This is a genomic window from Streptomyces tropicalis (assembly GCF_029269835.1).
Classification (GTDB): Bacteria; Actinomycetota; Actinomycetes; order Streptomycetales; family Streptomycetaceae; genus Streptomyces; species Streptomyces tropicalis.
Genome location: NZ_JARJBB010000007.1, coordinates 324,182 through 345,819 on the forward strand (window position 1 = coordinate 324,182; position 21,638 = coordinate 345,819).

The window sequence follows — 21,638 nt, forward strand, 5'->3', positions numbered from 1 at the left end:
CCGCCGGAAGCCCGGACCCCTCCTCCAAGGGCTTTTTCCGACAACGCCTCCCGCCGACGTTTTTCGGACGCCTTTCGCGGGGCATTCCACCACCCGTCATAAAGCCCCCTTGAGGGAGGCCGAACAATTGCTTATGGCAGGACGGGCGCATGTGACCACCGTCTCCGTCCGCGGCGGAACCGAATGCAGGGAGAGCCCGTCAGCACGTCCGAAATCCATTGCACAGCGGGCCAGTTGGGTCAAGAGCATTCCGAATGATGAGATACGCTTCCGATGCAGGACGCCGCCCCAGTCGCACACGGGCGCAGCGCCGCATCACGTCGTGGGTGACGCCTCCCTCCGCCCTGTCGGAGCGCACCGGATCCGTCACACCGCCGTCGGTCCTTCCTTCTGCCGTCGGTTCAACCAGCATGCTTCGAGCAGGAATTGATGCCCGTTCAGTCTCTCGCGGAGCTCATACGCTTCGCGCGCACCAACTCGCCTTTCTACCGCTCCCTTTACGCCCACCTTCCCGAAACCGGGATACGCCTCACCGACCTTCCCGTGGTCCCGCAGGCGGATTTCTGGCGGGCCAACACGCCGCGCGACAACGGGCTACTGACCGCACCCCTGGACGAGGCGGTCGTCTTCCGCAGCGGCGGCACGACGGGATCCCCGAAGTTCTCCTACTACACCCGCACCGAATGGCGGGAGTTCACCACCGCGTTCGGCGCCGGACTGGTCACCGCTGGATTGCGGGCGGGCCATCGGGTGGCCGACCTGTTCTACGCGGGCGACCTGTACGCCAGTTTCAGCTTCATCCTCGACTCGCTGCACCGCTGCCCGGTCGCCAACGTACGGCTGCCGCTGGGCGGCGCGGCGCCCTGGGAGTCCACGGCGGCCACGCTGGAGGACTTCGGGGTGCAGGTCGTGGCCGGTACCCCGACCACCCTGTGCTCACTCGCCGAGCGCCTCGCCGCCGCCGGGCGCACCCTGCCCGAGGTGGAGCTGCTGCTGTTCGGCGGCGAGTGCCTCTTCGGAGACCAGCTCCCGCTGCTGAAAGCGGCGTTCCCGAACGCCCTCGCGCGCTCCCTGGGGTATGCGAGCGTGGACGCCGGGCTGCTCGGCGAGGCCGTGCCCGGCGAGGACACCCGGGTGCACCGCGCGTTCACCCCGCACACGCTGGTCGAGATCCTCGACGACGAGACCGACCGTGCCGTCGAGGACGCGGGCGTGCCGGGCCGGCTGGTCGTCACCGACCTGCGGCGGCGGCTGATGCCGGTCCTGCGCTACCCGGCCGGCGACCGGGCCGCCTGGGTGGACCGCGCCGCGGGTGTGTTCCGCATCCTCGGCCGCGCCGAGGAGGGCGTCCGGGTCGGCCCCGTGTCGCTGTACACGCAGGACGTGCACGACGTCGTCACGGCGACGGACACCGACGGCGACGTGGCCGGACTGCAGCTCGTGGTGCGCCGCAGGGACGGCCGGGACGGCCTGGTGCTGCGTCTGGCCACCGCCGAGCCGGGCGCACGGCACACGGCCCTGGGCGAGGCCCTCGCCGGAGCCGTCCTGGCACAGCGCCCGCTCTACGCGAGCGCCGCCACCGCCGGACACGTCAACGCACTCACCGTCGAGTGGGTGCGGCACCGCGACCTGGCCGTCAACTCCCGCTCCGGCAAGCTCATCCGCGTCGTCGACGAACGGCCGCACTCATGAGCGCGGCGGCTCCGCGCGCCCGCCGGCTGCCGGTGGTGCTGCGCAACCCGGCGTTCGGCCGGGTGTGGGCGGGGCAGTTGCTGACCCAGATGGCCGGGCGGATGGTCCAGGTCGGCGCGGTCTGGTGGCTGGTCGGCTTCGCCGGCGGTGGGCACCGCGGGCTGTCCTCGGGGCTGTTCCTCACCGTGAGCACCCTGCCCGCGGTGGCCCTCGCACCCGTGGTCGCCCGGGTGGTCGCCCGCCGTCCCCACCGCTCGGTGCTGGCCGGGTCGGCGGGCGCGGCGGGTCTGGTGGCCGCGGTCACGGCGGCCTGGGCCGGTGCCGCGGCACTGCCCGTCGCGGTCGTGTTCGCGGCCGGACCGGCGCTGGCGACCTGCCAGGCGCTCTTCGACCCGTGTCTGACGACGTCGGTGCCGGAGCTGGTCGACGACGCCGACATCGAGGCGGCCACCGGGTTCGAGCTGTCCACCCAGTCCGTGGCCGGCCTCGCCGGTGGGCTGCTGGGCCCGCTGGTGGTCGACGCGGCCGGGCTGGCGGGCGTCGTCGCCGGATGTGCGGGGGCGTACCTGCTCGCCGCGCTCCTCATCGCCACCGCCCGCTTCCCGCTCGGCGCACCCGCCACCGCGCCGGCCGGCACGCACGGTCCGGAGCACCCCTCGGACGCGCAGGCCCCGGAGCACGCGGTGCCCGCGGGCGGACCGGCCGAGGGGGCCGCTGCCCGGCCGCGGCCGCTGCGCCGCGTGCTGGCCGGTCTGCCGTTCGTGCGGCGCGTCCTGGTCTGCTTCACCGCGGCCAACCTGTTCACCACCGCCGTCTACGTCGTGATGCCGCTGTACACGCGGGGCGTGCTGCACTCCACCGGATCGACGGTCGCCTCGCTGGAGGCGGCGCTCGGCGTGGGCGCGCTCCTCGGGGCGGTCACCGGCGGGCGGCTGCCGGGGCGTCCGACCGTCCTCGGCGGCACCTGCCTGGCCGCGATGGCCGTCGCCCTGGGCCTGCCCGGCCTGGTCGCCGGCCATGCGGTCGCGGCCGGCGCGCTGGTCGTCGCCGGCTGGTGCGTGGGCGTCATCGGAGTGCGGTTCGTGGCGCTGTTCCAGCGCACCGTGCCCGCCGCCGACAGGCCGGCCTTCTTCGCGGTGATGCAGGCCCTGCTGGGCGCCACCTTCCCCGTCTCGTCGCTGCTGTTCGGCGCGCTCGGGGACCATGTGACGGCCCGTACGCTGTGCCTGGTCCAGGGCGCCGGACTCGTCCCGGTCGCCCTGGCACTGTGGTGGCTGGGCCGCCGTGGGCAGGACGGGGCACCGCGAGAGACGGCACCGGCCGTCCTACCGCGGGACCCGGCCGCCGCACCGGCCGAGGACGCCCCGGCCGTGCCTGCGGGGGGCGTCTCGTGAACGCGGTCCTCGCCCCCGCCGCCGTCCAGGACATCGCCGAACTGCGGCAGTTGTACTTCGACGTCTACGGGCACGGCTATCCGGTGCCACTGGGCAGCGACCCGGCCGTGATGCGCCGGCTGATCACCGACGGCACCGCGCACTGGCTCACCGCCCGCACCGAGCGGGACGGCCTGGTCGGTTCCGCCGTCGTGCAGACCGACCAGGGCAGCCGGATCGGCAAACTCGTCGGCCTCGCCGTGCGGCCGGGCCACCGCGGCGGCGGACTCGCCTCCGTGCTGACCGGCGCGGTGTGCGACGAGGCGTTCGCCACCGGCCGGCTGGACTCCGTGTACGCCACCGTCCGCGTCGTCACCGAGGGCCCGCAGCACGTCGTCGTCCGCAACGGCTTCCGGCCGCTCGGGCTGATGCCCAACGCGGTCGAGGTCGAGGGCTGCGAGAGCCTCGCGCTGTTCGCCCGGTACGCCGGCGGCGTTCTGGAGCGGCGCGCCCCCGTAGCCCGGGTCCCGGAGGGCCTCGGCGCGCTGCTCGGCGCCGCGTCCGCGGGGGTCGGCATCGACTGGGCGGGGACGGAGCGGATCGCCGCCCGTCCCGCGCCGCGGGCCGCCGGGCGCGCCGAGCCGGTCGAGCTGATCGCGGCGCCCGCGTTCGTCCGGCGGCGCTTCGTGGAGCGCTTCCCCGACGCCGCCGACCGCTTCTTCCCCCTGCACACGCCGAACGCGCTCCTTGTCCCCGCCGACGCCGGGTTCGAGGCGTACGTCGACCTCGACCCGGTGGCGGGCAGCTGCGCCCTGGTCGCGGTGCACCCCCGGCCGGCGGCGGTGGCCGGGGCACTGGAGGCGCTGATGTCCGTGATCACCCGGGCCGGCGCGGACTACGCCGAGACGCTGCTGCCGCTCGCGGACACGGACGCGCTGGAGGTCTTCCTGGCCTCCGGCTTCGTGCCGAGCGCGGTGTACCCGGCGATGCGCCGCATCGGCGACCGGCTGCACGACTACGTGGTGCTGTCCCGGACCAGCCGTCAGATCGACTTCCGGACGACGGCCGTCAGCACCCTGCTCCAGCCCTACCTGAGCGCCTATCTGAGCGCCTGGACCTCCACCTACCTCCCCCTTCACGAGGTGTCCCGATGAACCCCCATCTCGCCCCCGTCGAGGTCCCCGACCCGGCGGCTCTCGGCCATGTGCAGCGGCTGTGCGACGTGGCGTCGCCGTACGCCGCGGGCCCCGACGAGGACGCGCTGTTCGCCGCCGCGATGGCCGAGGCCCACGACTGGCACGCGCAGCGCTCCCCGTTCTTCGCGTCCCTCCTCCAGGACCGGCCGGAGGCTCCCGCGCCGACGGTGGGCAGCGGGGTGCGCACCCCGCTGGTGCCGGCCGAGTTCTTCAAGCGCCACGAGGTGCTGTCGGTCCCCCGCGAGGACGTGTTCCTGCACCTGACCTCGTCGGGCACGTCCGGGCAGAAGTCGCAGATGTTCTTCGACGAGTGGACCATCCGCGCGGCCCAGCGCATGGTGGCCCGCATCTTCGACCACTACGGCTGGATCACCCCGGACCAGCCGGTCAACTACCTGCTCTACAGCTACGAACCGGCGCCGTCCCTGAAGCTCGGCACCTCCTTCACGGACAACTACCTGTGCGACTTCGCACCGGCCCGGCACACCACGCACGCCCTGCGGCACACCGGCTCCGGCCACGAGTTCGACGTGCACGGCTGCATCGCGGCGCTCCGACGGTACGCCGACGACGACGTGCCCGTGCGCATCCTCGGCTTCCCCGCGTTCCTGCACTTCACCCTGGAGCGGATGGCGGCCGCGGGGCTGCCCCCGCTGGAGCTGCCGCAGGGGTCGCTGGTGGTACTCGGCGGGGGCTGGAAGGGCCACGCCGACCGGCAGATCGGCAAGGCCGCGTTCTACGCGGAGATCACCGCGCGCCTGGGGATCCCCCGCGACCGGATCCGCGACACCTTCGGATCGGTCGAGCACTGCGTCCCGTACGTCGAGTGCGAGGAGCACCGGCTGCACGTGCCGGTGTGGTCGCGGGCCGCGGTCCGCGACACGGCGACGCTGCGCCCCCTGCCGTACGGGGAGCCCGGCTTCCTGCACCTGGTCAGCCCTTACATCACCTCCGTGCCGGCGCACAGCGTCGTGATGGGCGACCTGGCGTCGCTGCACCCGGGCGGGGAGTGCGGCTGCCCGCTGCCCACCGACTGGTTCACCGTGCACGGCCGCGCCGGCGTGAGCCGCAACCGCAGCTGCGCGGTCGCCGCCGCCGAACTCATGAAGGGAATGTCGTGACCACTTCCGCCTCCGTACTCCACCTCTGGCAGGGCGAGTTCGTCGACGACGCCGAGGCCGGGCGCCGGATCGCCGCGCTGCCCGAGCTGGCCGCCGGGGTGCTGGCGCGCCCGCTGCCCACCGAGGTGGTGCTCGCGGCCTGCGCCGCGGTGAGCGCCGACCTGGCCGACCCCGCCTCCGCGCTGTACGGCCGGCTGGCGGCGCACCTGCCGGCCGGCGAGGCGGCCGCGGCCCTCGCCGAGCTGTCCTCGGCGCTCGCCCCGCAGGCCCTGGAACGCAAGCTGCGCCGGGAGCTGGGCGGTCTGCGTCCGGAGCGGCTGACCCGCCCCGACGCCCGCGAGACCGTGTACGAGGCCTGGGCCCCGGTCGGTCTGCTGGTGCACATCGCGCCCGGCAACGCGGCCGGCGTCGCCCCGCTGAGCGTCGTCGAGGGCCTGTTGGCGGGGAACCTCAACGTGCTCAAGACCAGCGGCGGCGACACGCCGCTCGCCCTCGACCTGCTCGCCGCACTGGGCGCCGCGGACCCGACCGGACGGGTCCGCGAGCGCGTCGTCGCCCTGCGCTTCCCGTCCTCGCGCGGGGAGTGGCTGACGGCGCTCTGCGGCCAGGCGGACGGGATCGCCGTGTGGGGCGGCGAGGACGCCGTGCGCGCCGCGGGCGAGCTGGCGCCGCCCGGCTGCCGGGTCGTGGAATGGGGCCACCGGATCTCGTTCGCCTATCTGACCGGCCCGGCGGCCGCCGACCCTGCCGTGCTCGACGCGCTCGCCGGGGACGTGTGCCGCCTGGAGCAGCAGGCGTGCTCCAGTCCGCAGGTGGTCTACCTCGACACCGAGGACACCGAGGAGGTGTTCGCCTTCGCGGAGCGGTTCGCCGAGCGGCTGGCGAAGGTCAGCGACGCGCTGCCCGCCCCGGTGCCGGGCCCGGCCGAGCAGGCCGAGATCACGACCGCGGAGCAGCTCGCCCGGCTGGAGGCGCACCTCGGGCTGACCCGGGTGTTCTCGGCCGACGACGGCAGCTGGCGGGTGCTGGCCGACGCCCGGCCCGCGCTCGACGCCTCCCCGCTGCACCGCAGCGTGCGCGTGAAGCCGCTGCCCCGGGGCGCGATCACCGCGACGCTGCGGCCGATGCGCCGCTACCTGCAGACGGCGGCCGTCGGCGGCGGCCGGGCGGACGTGGCGGAGGTGTCGCGGGCGATGTTCGCCGCGGGCGTCTCCCGGGTCACCCCGGTGGGGTCCATGCTGGAGAGCTACGAGGGCGAACCGCACGACGGCGTCTACGCGTTGCAGCGCTACAGCCGCCGGGTCGCCGTACGCACGCCCGCCGGGGAGTTCGGCACGGTGGCGTGCCTGGACGATCTGGTGGCGGCGCCGGTGCTGCCCCCGGCACCGCAGGCACCGCTGCTCGGGAAGGAGGGCGTGCAGCGGGCGCTGGCCGCCCTGGACGCGCGGTACGCGCACCTGCACTTCCGCAGCGGCGGCTCCACGGGCACGCCCGCGCTGTCGGTGTTCACCTGCGACGACTACGACAACCAGATGCGCGCCGCGGCCGACGGCCTGCTCGCCGCGGGGTTCGACCCGGCCCGTGACCGGGCGGCGAACCTGTTCTACTGCGGCGGGATGTACGGCAGTTTCATCAGCTTCTTCTCCATCCTGGAGCGGCTGAACGCGACCCAGATCCCGATGGCCGCGGGACCCGACCACACGGCCGTCGCCGAGGCGCTGGTCGTGCACGGCGTCGACACCGTGTTCGGCATGCCGTCCTACCTGTGGCAGCTGTTCCACGCGGAGGCGGGCCGGCTGCGCGCCTACGGCGGGATCCGCACCGTGTTCTACGGCGGGGAGCACTTCACGGCCGAGCAACGGCGTGTGCTGACCGAGGAGTTCGGGGTACGGATGATCCGCTCCGCGGCGTACGGCAGCACGGACCTCGGTCCGCTCGGCTACCAGTGCGCCGCCTCGGAGGGGTCGGTCCACCACGTCCTGACGGATCTGCACACGCTGGAGGTGCTCGACCCGCACGAGGACCGGCCGGTGACGCCGGGCGAGCCGGGCCGGCTGGTGTTCACCTCGCGGGCGCGTGCCGGGCAGCGGCTGGAGCGCTACGAGATCGGCGACCTGGGCCGTGAGGTGGGCGGCCCGTGCGCGTGCGGCAGCCATGTGCCCCGGCTGGAACTGCTCGGCCGCTACGGCGACGTCGTACGGGTGGGCACGTACTTCCTCAACTACCGGCGGCTGGCGCAGGTGGCGCAGGAACGCCTCGGCTATCACGGGGAGGTGCAGGTGCTGGTGGACCCGGGGCCGGACCGGGAGCGTCTGACGGTGCGCCTGGACGAGGGGTACGCGTCCGGCGCGGCCGCCGCCCTGGAGGCGCTGGCCGCGGGCGTGCCGGAGCTGGCATCGGCCGAGGCGGAGGGGCTGCTGGACCTGGCGGTGGAGACGGTTCCGGTGGCCGCCTTCGAGCGCACCCCGACCAGCGGCAAGCTCCGCACGGTGATCGACCGCCGCCGGGGCGCTGCGCCGGGCTCCGGTCCGGACTCCGGTCCGGCGAAGGGGGCCTGACGGCGGGAGCCCGCACCACGGCTGCCGTCCGCCCCGGACGGTGCCACGTCAGGCCGCGCGCGTCCAGGGGCGGGCCGCACGCCGGGCCGCGGCGGTGGGCTGCGCCGGCCGGACGCGGTACGTCGTCCGGCCGGGGTCGGCCAGGGGCTCGCCCAGCGCGATGCGCCCCGCGGAGTGCAGTGCGTCGCACTCCGCGGTGGGCAGCGCGACGTAGCAGCTCCCCCGGCCCGTGGCGGGGTCGAGCGGCTGCCAGTAGCGGTACCTGCGGCGCCCGTCGGCGTGGACGGTCAGGAAGACCGGGGTGCGCGAGTCGGAGATGACGCGCAGCAGGTCGGCGCCGGTGGGGCTGAGCGGGCCGGCGGTGCGGCCGCGGTGGGTCAGGATCACTCTTCATTCCTCCCCGGCCGCGGCACGCGGGTCCCGGCCGGCACCGGAGGTCCGGCCCGCCGGCAGCGGTCCGCGGCGGTCGTCCGGCCACGACCTCCGCAGAGGAGCGTGGACACCTTCAACCGGGCCGGGGACGGGCTGCATCGACGAGGACCTTCCTGAACGGGGACGTGAGACCAGGTACCCCGCTCGGGCCACAATGATCTCCTTACTTTCCAGCATTGTTCAGCAGACCACTGACAACAACCCGGCGCGCCGGTCGCACGCCCCCCGGTCAAGTCGCCGTCGGATCCCCGTCCTCGCCGACCCTGGGGATGTCGCCGGTCCGCGGTCCGTGCGCCAGGAGTCGGGGCACGGACCGCGGACCGGGGCGGGTGGGCGTGCTGGTCAGGGGCGCGGGGCCGGGGTCTGGAGTCCGAAGGCGGCGGTGTTCAGAGAGCGCCGCATGGCCCGGCCCATCGGCCGTTCCACGAAGCGGTGGACGAGGTACGACAGGGCGATCAGGGCGGTCACCGTGACGGCGACCAGGAGCGGCGGGGAGACGCGGTGGCCGTAGTGGTGGGCGACCGTCATGCCGATGGTGTCGTGCAGCAGGTAGAGGGGGAAGGTCATCGTGCCGGCGACGGTCAGCCCGCGCCAGCGGATGCGGCGGGTCCGGCCGAGCGCGATGGCGGCGAGCAGGGCGAAGAACACCGTGACCACGAGGACCAGCCAGCCGCGGTCGGGCGACCAGGTGGCCCAGTTGTTGCGGCCGCCCTCCGGGATGAGCAGGAAGTGCAGCGCCAGCAGCCACGACATGCCGACGATGCCCCACAGCAGCGGTGTGGAGCGGTACCGGTGCATGAGGTAGAAGGCCATGCCCGCGATGAAGTACGGGGCGGACGTCGGGTTGGTCACGAGGGTGAGCAGCGGGATCTGGGCAGCGGGCGCGAGGACCGCGGCCACCGTCCACACCCCGCAGAAGATCACCACGCGCCGGTAGGTGAGGCCCTTCCAGACCACGACGGCGAAGGTGAGGTAGAAGCAGAGTTCCGGCCACAGCGTCCAGTAGACCGGGTCGAGGTTGTCGACGCCGAGGGGCGCCTGGAACATGGTGAGGTTCGCCAGGAGCATCCGCGGGTGCGGGTGCCCGAAGGGGCTGTCGGCGAAGTAGACGACGCACGCCGACACCACGATCGCGATCCAGTACATCGGGTACAGCCGGGTGACGCGGGAGATGAAGAACTCCCTCGGGGTGCGCCCCCACGCGCTCATGCAGATGACGAAGCCGCTGATGAGGAAGAACAGTTCGACGCCGAGCCGCCCGAAGGCGAAGTAGCCGTGGGCCTCGGGGAAGGTCTGCTGGTACGGCAGCCCCCAGACCACCTTCATGGCCCCGGGGGTCTGCCCGACGAAGTGGAACAGGACCACCGACAGGGCCGCCAGGAAGCGCAGCCCGTCCAGTGCGGCCAGCCGGTCGTGACGCGGGAGCCGTCCGGCCACGACGACGGGTGGCGGGGGGTCCGCGCGTACCGGCACGGTCGGCAGGGCGGTGCCCCCCGTCCCTCGCCCCGTGGCGGTGTCGGCGGCGGCCCGGTGATCCGTCGTGGTCATGCAATCCCTGTTCGGTGTCGTGCGTGCACGGTCGGGTCCGGGGCTTGTCGTGTCACCCGTCCGGCGGACGAACGGAAGGCTGCCGCCTCGCGCCGGACCACCCGGAAGGGGCACGGCAGACGTTCCGGCCCATGGACCGCGCCTACCCCGAGGTCGGCGATACGCACTGCCCCGGACACCGATTCCCCCGACCGCCCCACCGTGCGGGGCCCGGCGGTGGCGGTCGCCCACCACGCCGGGCCGCCCGCTCCCGGGGCGCCGCGGGGCCCTCAGCGGTCGTCGGTGTCTCCGAGGCTGCGTACGGCCTCCTTCATCTTGGCGACCGCGAAGCCCCAGCCCTGCTCGACGGTCGGCTTCGCCGGAACGGCGACCTCGTCCGGGTTGGTGAGCACGTCCAGCAGGACGGGCCCTGGGGTGTCGAAGGCACGGCGTACGGAAGCCTCCAGCTCGGTCGGGTCCGTCACACGGATGCCGGTGATGCCCATGGCGGTGGCGACGGCGGCGAAGTCGGGGTTGTCGAGCACGGTACCGAACTCGGGCAACCCGGCTTGTTCCTGTTCCAGTTTGACCATGCCGAGGCGGCGGTTGTCAAAGACCACCAGCTTCACGGGGAGCTTGCCGCTGCGCAGCGTCATCAGGTCGCCCAGGAGCATGCTGAGACCTCCGTCACCGCAGAAGGCGACGACCTGCCGGTTCCGGTCCAGGCACTGCGCGCCGAGGGCCTGCGGCATCGCGTTGGCCATCGAGCCGAGGTTGTACGACCCGATCAGCCGGCGCGCGCCACGCATCTCGACGAACCGGGACAGCCAGACGGTGGCCATGCCGGTGTCGGAGGTGAAGACGGCGTCGTCGGCGGCCGCCCGGTCGACCGCGGCGGCCAGGGCCTCCGGGCGGATGCCGTGGTCGCGGTTGTCGAGTGCGGAGCGCAGGCGTCCGACGAGGCCGTGGTCGTGGGCGGGGTCGGCGAGGCGGGCCTGCCCCGCACGCCACTGCTCGAAGCGCCGCCGGGCGCCGTCCAGGTGGGAGCGGTCGCGTGCGCCGCCGTCCGCGGTGCCGGCCAGATGGCGCAGCAGGTCGCGGACGGTGGCGCCGGTGTCGCCGACGAGCCCGAGGTCCACGGGGACCCGGCGGCCGATGTGGGCGGCCTCGGTGTCCACCTGGATCACGGTGCAGCCCTGCGGATACCAGTCACGGTAGGGGAAGTCGGTGCCCAGCATGAGGAGGGTGTCCGCGTCCTGGAGGGCCGACGCGGCGGCCGGGTTGCCGATCAGCCCGGTCTGGCCGACCTGGAAGGGGTTTCCCTCGCCCTCGAAGCCCTCCTTGGCCTTCAGGGTGAGCACCATGGGCGCGGCCAGCCGGTCGGCCAGCGCGAGGACGTCCTCGCGGGCGGCGCGGGCGCCGCGCCCGACGAGCAGCGTGACCCGCTCGGAGCTGTCCAGCCGGCGTGCGGCCTCGGCCACGGCCTCCTCGTCGGGGCGGCTGACGGGCTCACTCAGGCGGAAGCGCGCGGGACGGTCCTCGGGCACCTCCTGGTCGCCCAGGTCGCCGGGCACGGTGAGGACGGCGACGCCCTTGCGGCTCAGGGCGGTCCGTACGGCGGTCTCCAGCATCTGCGGGAGCTGGCCGGGGGACGTGAGCGTGGCCCGGAAGACGGCGACGTCGGCGAAGAGGGCGTCGTTGTCGACCTCCTGGAAGTAGTCGCTGCCGAGTTCGGCGAGCGGCACCTGGCCGGCGATGGCGAGGACGGGGGTGCGGCTCTTGGCGGCGTCGTACAGCCCGTTGAGGAGGTGGACGGAGCCGGGGCCGACGGTGCCCATGCACACGCCGAGGGTGTCGGTGAGCTGCGACTGGGCGCTCGCGGCGAACGCGGCCGCCTCCTCGTGCCGGCAGCCCACCCACTCCATTCCGTCGGTGGTGCGCAGGGCGTCGGTGAGTGGATTGAGCGCGTCGCCGACCACGCCGAAGACCTGGCGCACGCCAAGCTCGCTCAGGGCGTCCACGACGACGCGGGCTACGGTTCGGGCCACGGGTCTCTCCTCCGGATCAGTGCAGAACGGTACGGGTCAGACGGTGAAGCGGTCGGGGTCGGCGGCCTGCCAGTCGGCGGCCCATGACGCCGGCGGCTCGGCGAGCAGCTGCCCCGGCTCCAGCCATTCGTAGAGCTCCGCGTAGGAGCGTTCGGTGCAGGGGTCGATGCGCCGGTGGAGCATGTGGGGGCGCAGCTCGGAGGGGTCGGAGGCACCCATGGACGCCATCATCTGGAGGGCGCCGGCGACGGTCGCCTCCTGGAGGCGCCGGACCCGCAGGGTCTTGTCGGCCACGTCGAGGGCGCGGGCGCGGCGCGGGTCCTGGGTGGCGACGCCGGTGGGGCAGGTGTTGGTGTGGCAGCGCTGCGCCTGGATGCAGCCCACGGCGAACATCATGGCGCGGGCCGCGTTGCCGTAGTCCGCTCCCTGTATGAGGCGTTTGACCAGGTCGGTGCCGGTGGCGATCTTGCCGCTGGCACCGATGCGTATCCGGCTGCGCAGTCCGGTCCCGACGAGGGCGTTGTGCACGGTGAGCAGGCCCTCGGTGAGGGGGGTGCCGACGTGGTCCGCGAATTCCAGCGGGGCCGCTCCGGTGCCGCCCTCGGCACCGTCGACGACGATGAAGTCCGGTGCGGTGCCTTCCTCCAGCATCGCCTTGCACACGGCGAGGAACTGGCGGCGCGATCCCGGGCAGAGCTTGAAGCCGGCGGGCTTGCCGCCGGAGAGCTCGCGCATGCGGGCGACGAAGCGGACGAGTTCGCGCGGGGTGGAGAAGACCCGGTGGTACGGAGGCGAGATCACCGTGCGCCCCTCGGGCACCCCCCGGACGCGGGCGATCTCGGCGTCGACCTTCGCGCCGGGCAGCACCCCGCCGATGCCGGGCTTGGCGCCCTGGGACAGCTTCAGCGACACGCACTTCACCTGGTCGTGGGCGGCCTTGTCGGCGAAGGCCCCGGGGTCGAAGTCGCCGTCCCGGGTGCGGCAGCCGAAGTAGCCGGTGCCGATCTCCCACACCAGGTCCCCGCCCGGCCGGAGGTGGTACTCCGACAGGCCGCCCTCACCGGTGTCGTGCGCGAAACCCCCGGCCGCGGCACCGCCGTTGAGGGCGAGGACGGCCCGGGACGACAGGGACCCGAAGCTCATGGCGGACACGTTGAGCAGCGCCATGTCGTAGGGGCGGCTGCAGTCCGGTCCCCCGATGCGCACCCGGGGCGGTGTGCTCGGCACCGGGCGGGGCGCCATCGAGGGGACCAGGAACTCGTAACCGGGCTGGTAGACGTCCCGCTCGGTGCCGAAGGGCTGCTCGGCGTCCGTGCCCTTGGCCCGCTCGTAGACGATGCTGCGGACGTCCCGGTCGAAGGGGCGGCCGTCGAAGTTCCGTTCCACGAAGTACTGCTGGAGTTCGGGGCGGATGCCCTCCAGCAGGTACCGCACGTGGCCCAGGACGGGGTAGTTCCGCAGCACCGCGTGCCGCCGCTGGAGCAGATCCCACGCGCCGAGCAGCCCGAGGAGCGCGAGAGGGACCGCGGCGAGCCACCACCACGGCGAGGCCAGGACGGCGGCGGTGCCGGCCGCGCACGCGGCGGCCAGGGTCAGCAGGACGAGTCCGATACGAGTCACCCCCCGCTGGTAACCCGCCACTCGTCCTGCATGTCCCCCACATGGCCAAGAGACCGTCAAGGACCTGCACGAACGCCGGACGCCCGCCCCGGGGCGGGCACGGGCGCGGACGGCGTCCGGGGCCGTGCCCGCGGGGTCGCTCCCGCGGGAGCGTGGCGGTCGCCTCCCGGGCTGCGGCAACCTGGCCGATGCGCTCGGCGGACGTCGTCGGGCCCGCGGCGCGGCCCGGCGGACCGGCAGGTGTGCGGGGCGGGGTCAGGACGGGGTGCGGGCCTCCCGGGCCCATGCGTGCAGGACCGGCACGCAGCGTTCGGCGAAGCGGTCGTAGTCGGCGGGGACGTTGTAGACGTGGGCGGACAGCCGCAGGTAGCCGATGCCGTCGAAGCTGGTGAAGGCGGCCTCCGCGGCCAGTTCGGCGGCGGCGCGGTCGCGCAGGGCGTCCGCCGCGAGGCGGGTGCGGCCCAGCCCGTCGGGCAGCCGGACCAGGCGCATGCCCGGCACGGGCGCGCCGACGTCCACGGGCTCCGCCGGGCCCGCGGCACCGGCGAACGCGGCGCCGATCACCCGGGCTCCGTAGTCGGCGAGTTCGTCCATGTAGCGGCGGGCCGCCGCCCAGCCCCAGGTGTCCGCGACGAAGGCCAGCGCGGCCGGTGCCGCGAGCGGCCCGGTGGCGTCCAGGGTGCCCTGCTGGTCGAAGCGGTGGGGAAACGGCTCGGCGGCGCCCCAGGAGTCGATCAGGGGGTACAGGTGCTCGCGCAGCGGGCCGCGGGCCACCAGGGCCGCCGTACCGCGTGGGGCGCAGCCCCACTTGTGGAGGTTGCCGAACCAGGCGTCGCAGACCAGCCCGTCCAGCGGCGCGGCGAGGAGCCCGGGGGCGTGGGCGCCGTCCACGAGCAGGGTGACGCCGCGCCGGGCCAGCTCGGCCCCCACGCGCTCCACGGGCAGCCGGCGGGCGGTCGCCGAGGTGATCTGGTCGAGCACCACGAGCGCACAGCCGTCGTCCACCTCGGCCATCACGGCCTCGTACGCCCGGTCCGCGTCGGCCGCGAGCGGGACGCGGGCGGTGCGCACCCGGCCGCCCCAGCGCCGGGCGAGACGCTCCGCTCCCATGGTGACCGCGCCGTACCCGTGGTCGGTGACGACGACGTCTGCGCCGGGGCGGGCGGCGAGGGCGGCGTACACGGCGCTGGCGCCCGCCCCGGCGTTCGGCACGAGGGCCAGGTCGCCGGGGTCCACGTGCAGGTGGCGGGCGATCTCCGCGCGCGTGGCGGCGATCCGGGCGGGGAGCCGGGGGAACCAGACGACGGGCGCGCGTTCCATCTCGGCCAGCAGCTCGTGCCGGCGCTGCTGGGCGGCCAGGGGGACGGCGCCGAAGGACCCGTGGTTGAGGTGGAGCATGCCGGGATCGAGGGACCATGCCGCGGCGGCGGGCCGGCCGTCGTCCAGCAGCAGGGGGCGGGGGGCGGTGACGACGTCGGTCTCGCTCACGTGACTCCTCGGCGCGCGGGACCGGCGGACGACCGGAGTCGCCGCCCCCGGGTCGCCGGTCCGGGGCGGGCGCCGCGGTCGGGCGCGGGTCCCGGCGCGGGTCCCTGCCGGTTCCCGCGACCGGGCTCCGGGACCGGGCTCCCGGCTCGTGGGTCCGGGCTCCACGCTCCGGGGGCGGCGTGCGGGTCGGTGGCCGCCGGCCACTGATCACTGGTCGCCCCACGATACCCATCCGACCGTGCCGCTCCGCTTCCGTACGCGATCCGCCGGACCTCGCCGGCCGACCCGGGCGCCGCCGTGCCGCGCCCCGGGCGGCCATGGGGCACGGAGCGACGGCGAAAAGCACTGGAATCTCGGCCTCCGCGCTGCTGGGATGGCGCCCATGCGACATGCGGACGACGTGGCGGTGACCGTGGACCGGGGCGCGTACCCGGACGCGATCACCCCGTGGGAGCGGCAGGAGTGGCGCGAGGCGGCCGTTCAGTGGGCCGAGCGGGGGGCCGTGGCGGCCGGCCTGCGCCCGTCGGGCGGGCGGAGCGTGCGGCTGCGGCCGTGGTCCGTCCTGGTCCGCTTCGGCGTAGCGGGCCGGGGCGCCGTCTGGTTCAAGGCGAACCCGCCGGCGAGCTCCTTCGAGGCGGGCCTCACCGCCGCACTCGCCCGCTGGGTCCCGGGACACGTCCTCACGCCGCTCGCGGTCGATGCCGACCGCGGCTGGTCCCTGCTCCCCGACGGCGGGACCCTCCTCCGCGACGTCCTCGCCCAGGACGGCGCCGATCCGCGCACGTGGGAGGAACCCCTGCGCCAGTACGCCCGGATGCAGCGCGAACTCCTGCCGCGGGTGCAGGACCTGGAACGGCTCGGTGTCCCCCGTGCCCGGACCCCGGACCTGCCGGACGTCTTCGACGGGCTGGTCGCCGGCAACGACGCGGCGCTGGACGAGGGGGACCGGATCCGGCTGCGGGCGCTGCGGCCCCGACTGGCCGACTGGTGCGGCGAGCTGGCGACAGCCGGAGTCACGGACTCGCTCGACCACGCGGACCTCCACGACGGCCAGCTCTTCCACGCGGGGGCGGGGCGGTACACCTTCTTCGACTGGGGGGACGCCCTGGTCTCCCATCCCTTCTGCAGCTTCCTGGTCCCCGCCCGGCGGGCCCGCGCGCGGTACGGCCCGGAGGTGCTGCCACGCCTGCGCGACGCCTACCTGGAGCCCTGGACCGGCGGCGGCCGGACGTCCGCGGACCTGCGCCGGGCGCTCACCCTCGCGACCCGCCTCGGCGCGCTCGGCCGCGCGTGCTCGTGGGGGCGCCTGTTCCCCGGTGCGTCGGCGGGAGCGGAGGCCACCGGCAGGGCCCAGAGCGCGGAGTGGCTGCTGCGGCTGTGCGCCGACCCGTGGGACTGAGGGCTGCGCTCCGCTCCGGCCGGCTCCACGGCCGGCAGGGGAGGACCTCCGGCCGGCCCATGAGTGCGTCGGAGCAGGGACTGACCGCGGCGGGCGTCCGGGACGCCGGGCTGCGCGCGGACTTCAGCGCCCGGCGCCGGGTGCTCCGTCGCTTCCGTACCTCCTCTCCGGCGGCGCGCCCGCTGCCGCCCCGGCCCGTGCGGCACCGCGTGGTGGCGGCACCGGCCCGCACGCCTCACGGGGACGACCTCCTGGACACCGGCCCGAGGCCGCGGCGCGCCGCCGCGTGGGCGTCCTGGGGGACGGGCGCCCGGGACGGGCCGCCCCCGCTCGGCTGACGCTCCCGCGCCCAGGGTTCCGCTCCCTGCCCGGAGCGGAACCCTGGGCGCGGCGCGCGGCGTCAGGCCCCGGGGCGCTCGAAGAACTGGAGGATGCCCCCGGCACAGAAGCACAGCGCCCCGCTGAAGGTGCCCCAGTTGGCGATGTCGATGTTGACCGGGCTGCCGGTCGCCGGACGGGTGAAGGCGGCCAGCGCCGAGACGAGGAACAGGACCGACCCGAGCTGGTTGACCGCGACGATCCACCACCCCAGGTCCCGGGCACGGATCCCGGGCCGGCCGTGGCAGACCTCGACGAGGGCCAGATGACCGGAGATCAGGAAGAGGAAGCAGCCGACCATGTCCGGCGCCCAGACGAGCCGGTTGGTCTGGACGGCCGAGAGGCCGGTGAGGAAGGAGTCCAGCAGGTTGACCCCGAAGACGAGGGTGCCCGCGAACAGGGTGAAGGTGCTCAGCCAGTCGATCCGGTGGGGCTCGTAGCTCCACCAGCGCCAGCGCCGTCCCGCCAGCACACCCGAACTGCGGTCCCGCCGCGGGGTGTTGATCGCCTGAAGCAGCGACGCGTAGCCGCCGGTGTTGAAGAACAGCCCGCCGACGAAGTAGACGGAGACGCTCACCGGACGGCTCGCCGAACCGACCGGCGTGTGCTCGCTGAGGGCCGCGCCCAGCGCGAAGAGGGCGCCGCCGACGGTGAACGCGAGGGCCGCGACCGCGTTGAGCCTGCGCAGGCGGCCCCGCGAGACGACGTCGGCGCGGCGCTCCCGGGGCCGGGCCTCGCCGGGAGCGCGGACATCCAGCACCCCGCGCTTGCGCACACGGCGGGACTCCCAGACAGCCGTGCCACCGCCGGCCGGACGCCAGGTCACCCGGGTGGTGAAGGGCCCCGCCCCTTCGGCGTGCTCCTCGAATCGGCTCACCCGCCGACCCTAAGCGGATCATCCGGGAATCCCGGGCGGCGCACCGGGCCCGCGGGCCGCCCGGCGTCCGGAACGCTGTCCCCCGCCAGGCGTACGGCGCCCTGCCCCCACGGTGATGGTCCAGATCGCCGGAGCCGTCGCCCGCCGCATCGTGCCCTACATCCCCCGCGGCACGAAGGTCGAGCAGGGCGACCGCATCGGCCTCACCCGGTTCGACTCCCGCGTCGACATCCACCTCGCCGCCGACGTCGAGGTCGCGGTGGAGGTCGGCCAGAAGACCACGGCCGGCGTGGCGCGTCTCGACCGGGACTGACCCGGGGGCCGCGCATCGGGGGACCCGGTCTCCCCCGGGCGGACGCCCGCGGGGCCGGCGCCCGGAGGGTAGGTGTCCGGAAAGCCGGGTCAGTGCCCGAAGGCGCGCCAGTTCTCCTCCCGGACGGCGGGCGCGGCGGGCACGACGGGCGCGCCCCCGAAACGGGCCGTCGCGGGGCCGGTCGCCGTGGGGCGGGGCGCGCCGGCCGCCCCGGTGGCGCGCCCGGCGTTGTTGTAGAGGCGCAGCAACAACTTGGCCGAGGCGCAGCGCGCACCGGTCGCGCCGCACTGACCGCACGACGCCAGATGCCGTTCGTACTCGGCACGTCGCGTCTCGAGGAGCTCTTCTTCCTGGGAGGGCACGCTGAACCCTTTCGCGCGTGAGGGGGGAGCCGACAGCGGCACGGATTGAAGAGGTTTCTTCAATCGAAGGTCAGACGATCACGTTACTTTCGGTAACGGAACGGATTCCCTCGGCAATCATTGGTCTGTGCCACTGTCGGCGTCGCCATCCCATGGATCGCGCGCACCTGTCAGGGGAGCCCCGCCCCCGCCTCTGGAGGCGGTTGATCGTGCCGGTCCGCGCACCCTCGACGGAGCGTGCGTACGCCTGCGCCACGTCCGCGGGCGGGACGGACCCCATGCCGGGGAAGAAGTCGCCGTAGGTCTCGAGGGACTCGGTGAAGAACCGCCGTCACGTGACGGCTGCCTCGGGCGGCGGAGAGGAAGTCCGGCTTCGTCGGCTCCAGTTGATCGGCGGGGTCCGTCCCGTCATGGTCCTGCCCCACGGTCCGGCCGAGCGCCCGGGCGTACGCGGTGGGCGGCCGAGGACTCAACGGCCGCCCGCAGTCGGGCAGATCACCACGCAGGTCGCCCCGCGCGGGCGGTGGAGTCGGGTGCCGGGCGGCGGTCCCGTCCGGTGCGGGGCCCGGCACCGTGCCGGACCCCTCCCCTCCGTTCAGGCCATGTTGTCGATGCCGGTGACCGTGGTCGGGCCGAGGGGAGCCTCGGTGTCGCCGAATCCCGCCTCACGCAGTGCGGACGCCGCCGTCTGCTTCGCCTTGCGTTCCGCGGCGCGCCGGTCGTCGGCCGTGACCTCCAGGCGGATGCTGAAGGTGTTGTCGTCGTTGACGGTCAGCAGGTCGAGATCCTCCTCCCGGCCCAGCGCGGTGCGGTGGGGGTCGGCGGGGCGCAGCCGTCTCGCCAGGTCGGCCCGTGCGGCGTCGTCCGGTTCGCTCAGGAACGTACCCGGGATGGTGATGACGTACGTGGTCACGTGAACGCTCCTCCTGACGTCGGGCCGGCCCCGGTGGGAGCCTGCCCCTGCGCCTGCCCCGCGGCCCGATCATCGAACCGGCCGCCCGGCCGAATGCACCCGGATGCCCGGAGACGTCCCCACCGGAGCCGGCGCACCGGCCCCGCCGCCGTTGATTTCGGCCGACGCGGATGCCGCCGGTTTCGCCGGCCCCGTCGGGGACACCCGCCCAACGAGCCCGGCGGACCCCCGCGATGCGGACCGCATCCACCCGCCCACCACCCCCCTTTCCTCCGGAGGACGACCCGTGACCAACGAGAACCTGTGGAACTACGCGCCCACCGCCGGCCACACCCCGGACGCCGATCTGACGGGGTACAAGGTCGAGGCCGCCGACGGCCACATCGGCAAGGTCGACAAGCACTCCGCCGAGGTCGGCGCGCAGTACATCGTCGTCGACACCGGCGTCTGGATCTTCGGCAAGGAGGTCCTGCTGCCCTCGGGCACCGTGACCGCCATCGACCACGAGGCCCGGACGGTCCGGGTGGCCCGGACCAAGGACGAGATCAAGGACGCCCCCGAGTTCGACAAGGAGAAGCACCTCGGCGACCCGGCGTACCACGACCAGATCAGCGGTTACTACGGCGGTCACGGCTCCGGCCACTGAGCCGGGCCGTCCGAGGGGGCGGTCCCGGCAGCGGGGGCGGGGTCAGAGCAGGCGCCTGATCTCGCCCCGGGCGCGGTAGAAGCCGCCCCGTGCGGCCTCGTGGACCTCCGCGACCACGTAGCGAGCGCCCGCCGTACGGATCTCCTTGGGGAACTGGACCCGCCAGGACGGGTCGTAGCCCGGCGTCACCACACGCACCCGGGTGCGCGGGCCGTCCTGGACGCACTCGACGACCACTCCGTCCCCCGGGGCGGCCGGGACGGCGGTCACGGTGGCGACGCGGGCGGCGGGCGTCACCCGCTCCACCCCGGCGGCCTTGATGTCGGCGGTCTCCGGGAGCCGGCCGCCCTCCGCCTCCCGCACCGCCGTCTCCGTGGCGTCGATGCAGGCGAGGGTGCCGGAGGTGGTGACGATGTAGAGCCGCCCGTCCTTGTACTGCATCGAGTACGCCGAGCCGCAGCCGGTGCCCAGCTTCCACAGCCGGGTGCCGTCGGCGGCGAAGCAGTACACGGACGAGTGGTTGTCCCCGGCGAAGACGTACCGCCCGTCGGGCGAGGTGGCACAGGAGAAGACGCCCGCGTCGCAGCGGTAGCGCGCCCGCTCGGACCCGTCGGCCTTCGCCAGCCGGTACACCCAGCCCCGCCCCGTCCCGGCGAAGACCTCGTCGCTCTCCTGCCAACCGAAGAGGACCGGTCCCTCCGTGCGCGTGGACCAGCGCGGCGCGCCGTCCCGGGCGGCGTACATGGCGACGCCCCGCGAGTCGCCGTGGAAGACGCCCTCGTCGTCGCAGCGCACCATCCAGGCCCCGGTGCCCGGCCCGGAACGGCGCCACTGGAACTCGTCCTCGTGGTCCACCGTGGTCACCCCGCCGCCGGCGTCGGAGACGCCGAGCACCCCGTCGTGGATGTCCAGCCAGTAGATGTCGACGTCGTCGGCTATCTCGTACGCGACGTGGGGCACCTTGCCGCTCAGGTCGTACACCCGGCCGTCGTCGCAGCCCGCGTACAGCCAGAAGTCGTCCGCCACGATGCACTTGACGCCGTCCGGCAGGCCGAAGCGGCCGGTGACCGTGCCGTCGTGGGTCAGCACGTAGACATCGCCGTCCTGATTGCCGACCCAGGCGTGCTCCTCCCCCACGAACACGCCGAACGCGGGGGCGCCGGAGGCGAAACGCCAGAGCACCGGCGCCTGGCGGGCCGTCGAGCGGGAGCTGACGATCTGGCGGCGGGTCACCGATCTCCGCTGCCGGACGCCGCGGACCGCGGGGGCGTACCCCTTGCGCACCTTCTCGCCGACCTTGCGGGCGGCGGCCGCGGCGGCCTTCTCGGGCGTGGCGTAGGAGGCGGAGCGGGTCTGGCCGGCGTCTCCGATGCGGCCGTAGACGATGGTCACCTCGGCGCCCGCCAGGCGCACTTCGTAGAACTTGTGCGCACCGCCGCCCTCCTCGGAAAGCTCCAGATATGTGGTCGATTCGACCGTGGCGGGCATCGCGGACCTCACTTCGCAAGGTGACGGGCGGGCAGAGGAAGGGCGACCGATCCCTTCGGATCTCGCCGATGAGAAGGACTCTAGTGCCGCATCAGACAACGTTCGCCCTGTAGCGCCGCTGGAAAACTCGTCAAAATAGTGTCCTCGCCGGAGCCCTGGAAGGTCCCATCCTGGCTCCTGATGGACGGCTGAGCGGATGCAGGGTCC

The 21,638-nt window shown here is 74.4% G+C and carries 17 protein-coding genes and 1 pseudogene; 9 read left to right on the plus strand and 9 right to left on the minus strand.

Going from position 1 to position 21,638, the window contains the following annotated elements:
- Positions 1-429 precede the first annotated feature (429 nt).
- Genes P3H78_RS17000 through P3H78_RS17020 form a run of 5 tightly spaced genes read left to right on the plus strand, consistent with a single transcriptional unit; the run spans position 430 to position 7,940 of the window.
- Positions 430-1,692: a phenylacetate--CoA ligase family protein gene (locus P3H78_RS17000; RefSeq protein WP_276109832.1), complete on the plus strand. Its 1,263-nt coding sequence runs from the start codon at positions 430-432 to the stop codon at positions 1,690-1,692.
- Positions 1,689-3,086: an MFS transporter gene (locus P3H78_RS17005; protein WP_276109833.1), complete on the plus strand. Its 1,398-nt coding sequence runs from the start codon at positions 1,689-1,691 to the stop codon at positions 3,084-3,086. The genes P3H78_RS17000 and P3H78_RS17005 overlap by 4 nt, the downstream gene beginning before the upstream one ends.
- A complete protein-coding gene (locus P3H78_RS17010; RefSeq protein WP_276109834.1) occupies positions 3,083-4,219 on the plus strand; it encodes a GNAT family N-acetyltransferase in 1,137 nt (378 codons plus the stop codon). The genes P3H78_RS17005 and P3H78_RS17010 overlap by 4 nt, the downstream gene beginning before the upstream one ends.
- Positions 4,216-5,382: a LuxE/PaaK family acyltransferase gene (locus P3H78_RS17015; RefSeq protein WP_276109835.1), complete on the plus strand. Its 1,167-nt coding sequence runs from the start codon at positions 4,216-4,218 to the stop codon at positions 5,380-5,382. Before P3H78_RS17010 ends, P3H78_RS17015 begins: the two co-directional genes overlap by 4 nt.
- Entirely contained in the window at positions 5,379-7,940 is a 2,562-nt protein-coding gene (locus P3H78_RS17020) for an acyl-CoA reductase (RefSeq protein ID WP_276109836.1), read from the plus strand. Before P3H78_RS17015 ends, P3H78_RS17020 begins: the two co-directional genes overlap by 4 nt.
- 48 nt (positions 7,941-7,988) lie before the next feature.
- Here P3H78_RS17020 and P3H78_RS17025 read toward each other — a convergent pair whose 3' ends face one another.
- From P3H78_RS17025 to P3H78_RS17045, 5 genes are all read right to left on the minus strand, one after another.
- The gene (locus P3H78_RS17025; protein ID WP_276109837.1) at positions 7,989-8,327 is read right to left on the minus strand and encodes a hypothetical protein; all 339 of its coding nucleotides are present in this window, start codon (positions 8,325-8,327) and stop codon (positions 7,989-7,991) included.
- 387 nt (positions 8,328-8,714) lie between these two features.
- Positions 8,715-9,920, minus strand: coding sequence for an acyltransferase family protein (locus P3H78_RS17030; RefSeq protein ID WP_276109838.1), 1,206 nt, complete (start codon positions 9,918-9,920; stop codon positions 8,715-8,717).
- 269 nt (positions 9,921-10,189) lie between these two features.
- Positions 10,190-11,947: a thiamine pyrophosphate-dependent enzyme gene (locus P3H78_RS17035; RefSeq protein WP_276109839.1), complete on the minus strand. Its 1,758-nt coding sequence runs from the start codon at positions 11,945-11,947 to the stop codon at positions 10,190-10,192.
- Between the two features lie 36 nt (positions 11,948-11,983).
- Positions 11,984-13,567, minus strand: a complete 1,584-nt coding sequence (locus tag P3H78_RS17040) for an FMN-binding glutamate synthase family protein (protein WP_276109840.1) — start codon at positions 13,565-13,567, stop codon at positions 11,984-11,986.
- Positions 13,568-13,822: 255 nt separating this feature from the next.
- Positions 13,823-15,055 carry an aminotransferase class V-fold PLP-dependent enzyme gene (locus P3H78_RS17045; protein ID WP_276109841.1) on the minus strand — a complete coding sequence of 411 codons (1,233 nt, stop codon included), beginning with the start codon at positions 15,053-15,055 and terminating at the stop codon, positions 13,823-13,825.
- A 382-nt stretch (positions 15,056-15,437) separates the two neighbouring features.
- Between P3H78_RS17045 and P3H78_RS17050 the strand changes: the two genes are divergently transcribed.
- Together P3H78_RS17050 and P3H78_RS17055 are read left to right on the plus strand one after the other, a co-directional pair.
- A complete protein-coding gene (locus P3H78_RS17050) occupies positions 15,438-16,454 on the plus strand; it encodes an aminoglycoside phosphotransferase family protein (RefSeq protein WP_276109842.1) in 1,017 nt (338 codons plus the stop codon).
- Between the two features lie 59 nt (positions 16,455-16,513).
- On the plus strand, positions 16,514-16,792 hold the full coding sequence (locus P3H78_RS17055) for a hypothetical protein (protein WP_276109843.1): 279 nt from the start codon (positions 16,514-16,516) through the stop codon (positions 16,790-16,792).
- A 62-nt stretch (positions 16,793-16,854) separates the two neighbouring features.
- Here P3H78_RS17055 and P3H78_RS17060 read toward each other — a convergent pair whose 3' ends face one another.
- Positions 16,855-17,709 (minus strand): hypothetical protein, encoded by an 855-nt coding sequence (locus P3H78_RS17060; protein ID WP_276109844.1) that lies wholly within the window; start codon positions 17,707-17,709, stop codon positions 16,855-16,857.
- Between the two features lie 115 nt (positions 17,710-17,824).
- Between P3H78_RS17060 and P3H78_RS17065 the strand changes: the two are divergent.
- Positions 17,825-18,022 (plus strand): annotated as a pseudogene (locus P3H78_RS17065) (phosphatidylserine decarboxylase); the annotation flags it as partial.
- Between the two features lie 89 nt (positions 18,023-18,111).
- Here the strand turns inward: P3H78_RS17065 and P3H78_RS17070 are convergent.
- Entirely contained in the window at positions 18,112-18,384 is a 273-nt protein-coding gene (locus P3H78_RS17070; protein ID WP_276109845.1) for a hypothetical protein, read from the minus strand.
- 595 nt (positions 18,385-18,979) lie between these two features.
- The gene (locus P3H78_RS17080) at positions 18,980-19,297 is read right to left on the minus strand and encodes a hypothetical protein (RefSeq protein WP_276109846.1); all 318 of its coding nucleotides are present in this window, start codon (positions 19,295-19,297) and stop codon (positions 18,980-18,982) included.
- A 286-nt stretch (positions 19,298-19,583) separates the two neighbouring features.
- Between P3H78_RS17080 and P3H78_RS17085 the strand changes: the two genes are divergently transcribed.
- Positions 19,584-19,943 carry a PRC-barrel domain containing protein gene (locus tag P3H78_RS17085; RefSeq protein WP_276109847.1) on the plus strand — a complete coding sequence of 120 codons (360 nt, stop codon included), beginning with the start codon at positions 19,584-19,586 and terminating at the stop codon, positions 19,941-19,943.
- Between the two features lie 42 nt (positions 19,944-19,985).
- On the opposite strand, the gene P3H78_RS17090 is transcribed toward P3H78_RS17085, so the two are convergent.
- Positions 19,986-21,431 carry a WGR domain-containing protein gene (locus P3H78_RS17090; RefSeq protein ID WP_276109848.1) on the minus strand — a complete coding sequence of 482 codons (1,446 nt, stop codon included), beginning with the start codon at positions 21,429-21,431 and terminating at the stop codon, positions 19,986-19,988.
- Positions 21,432-21,638: the final 207 nt, after the last annotated feature.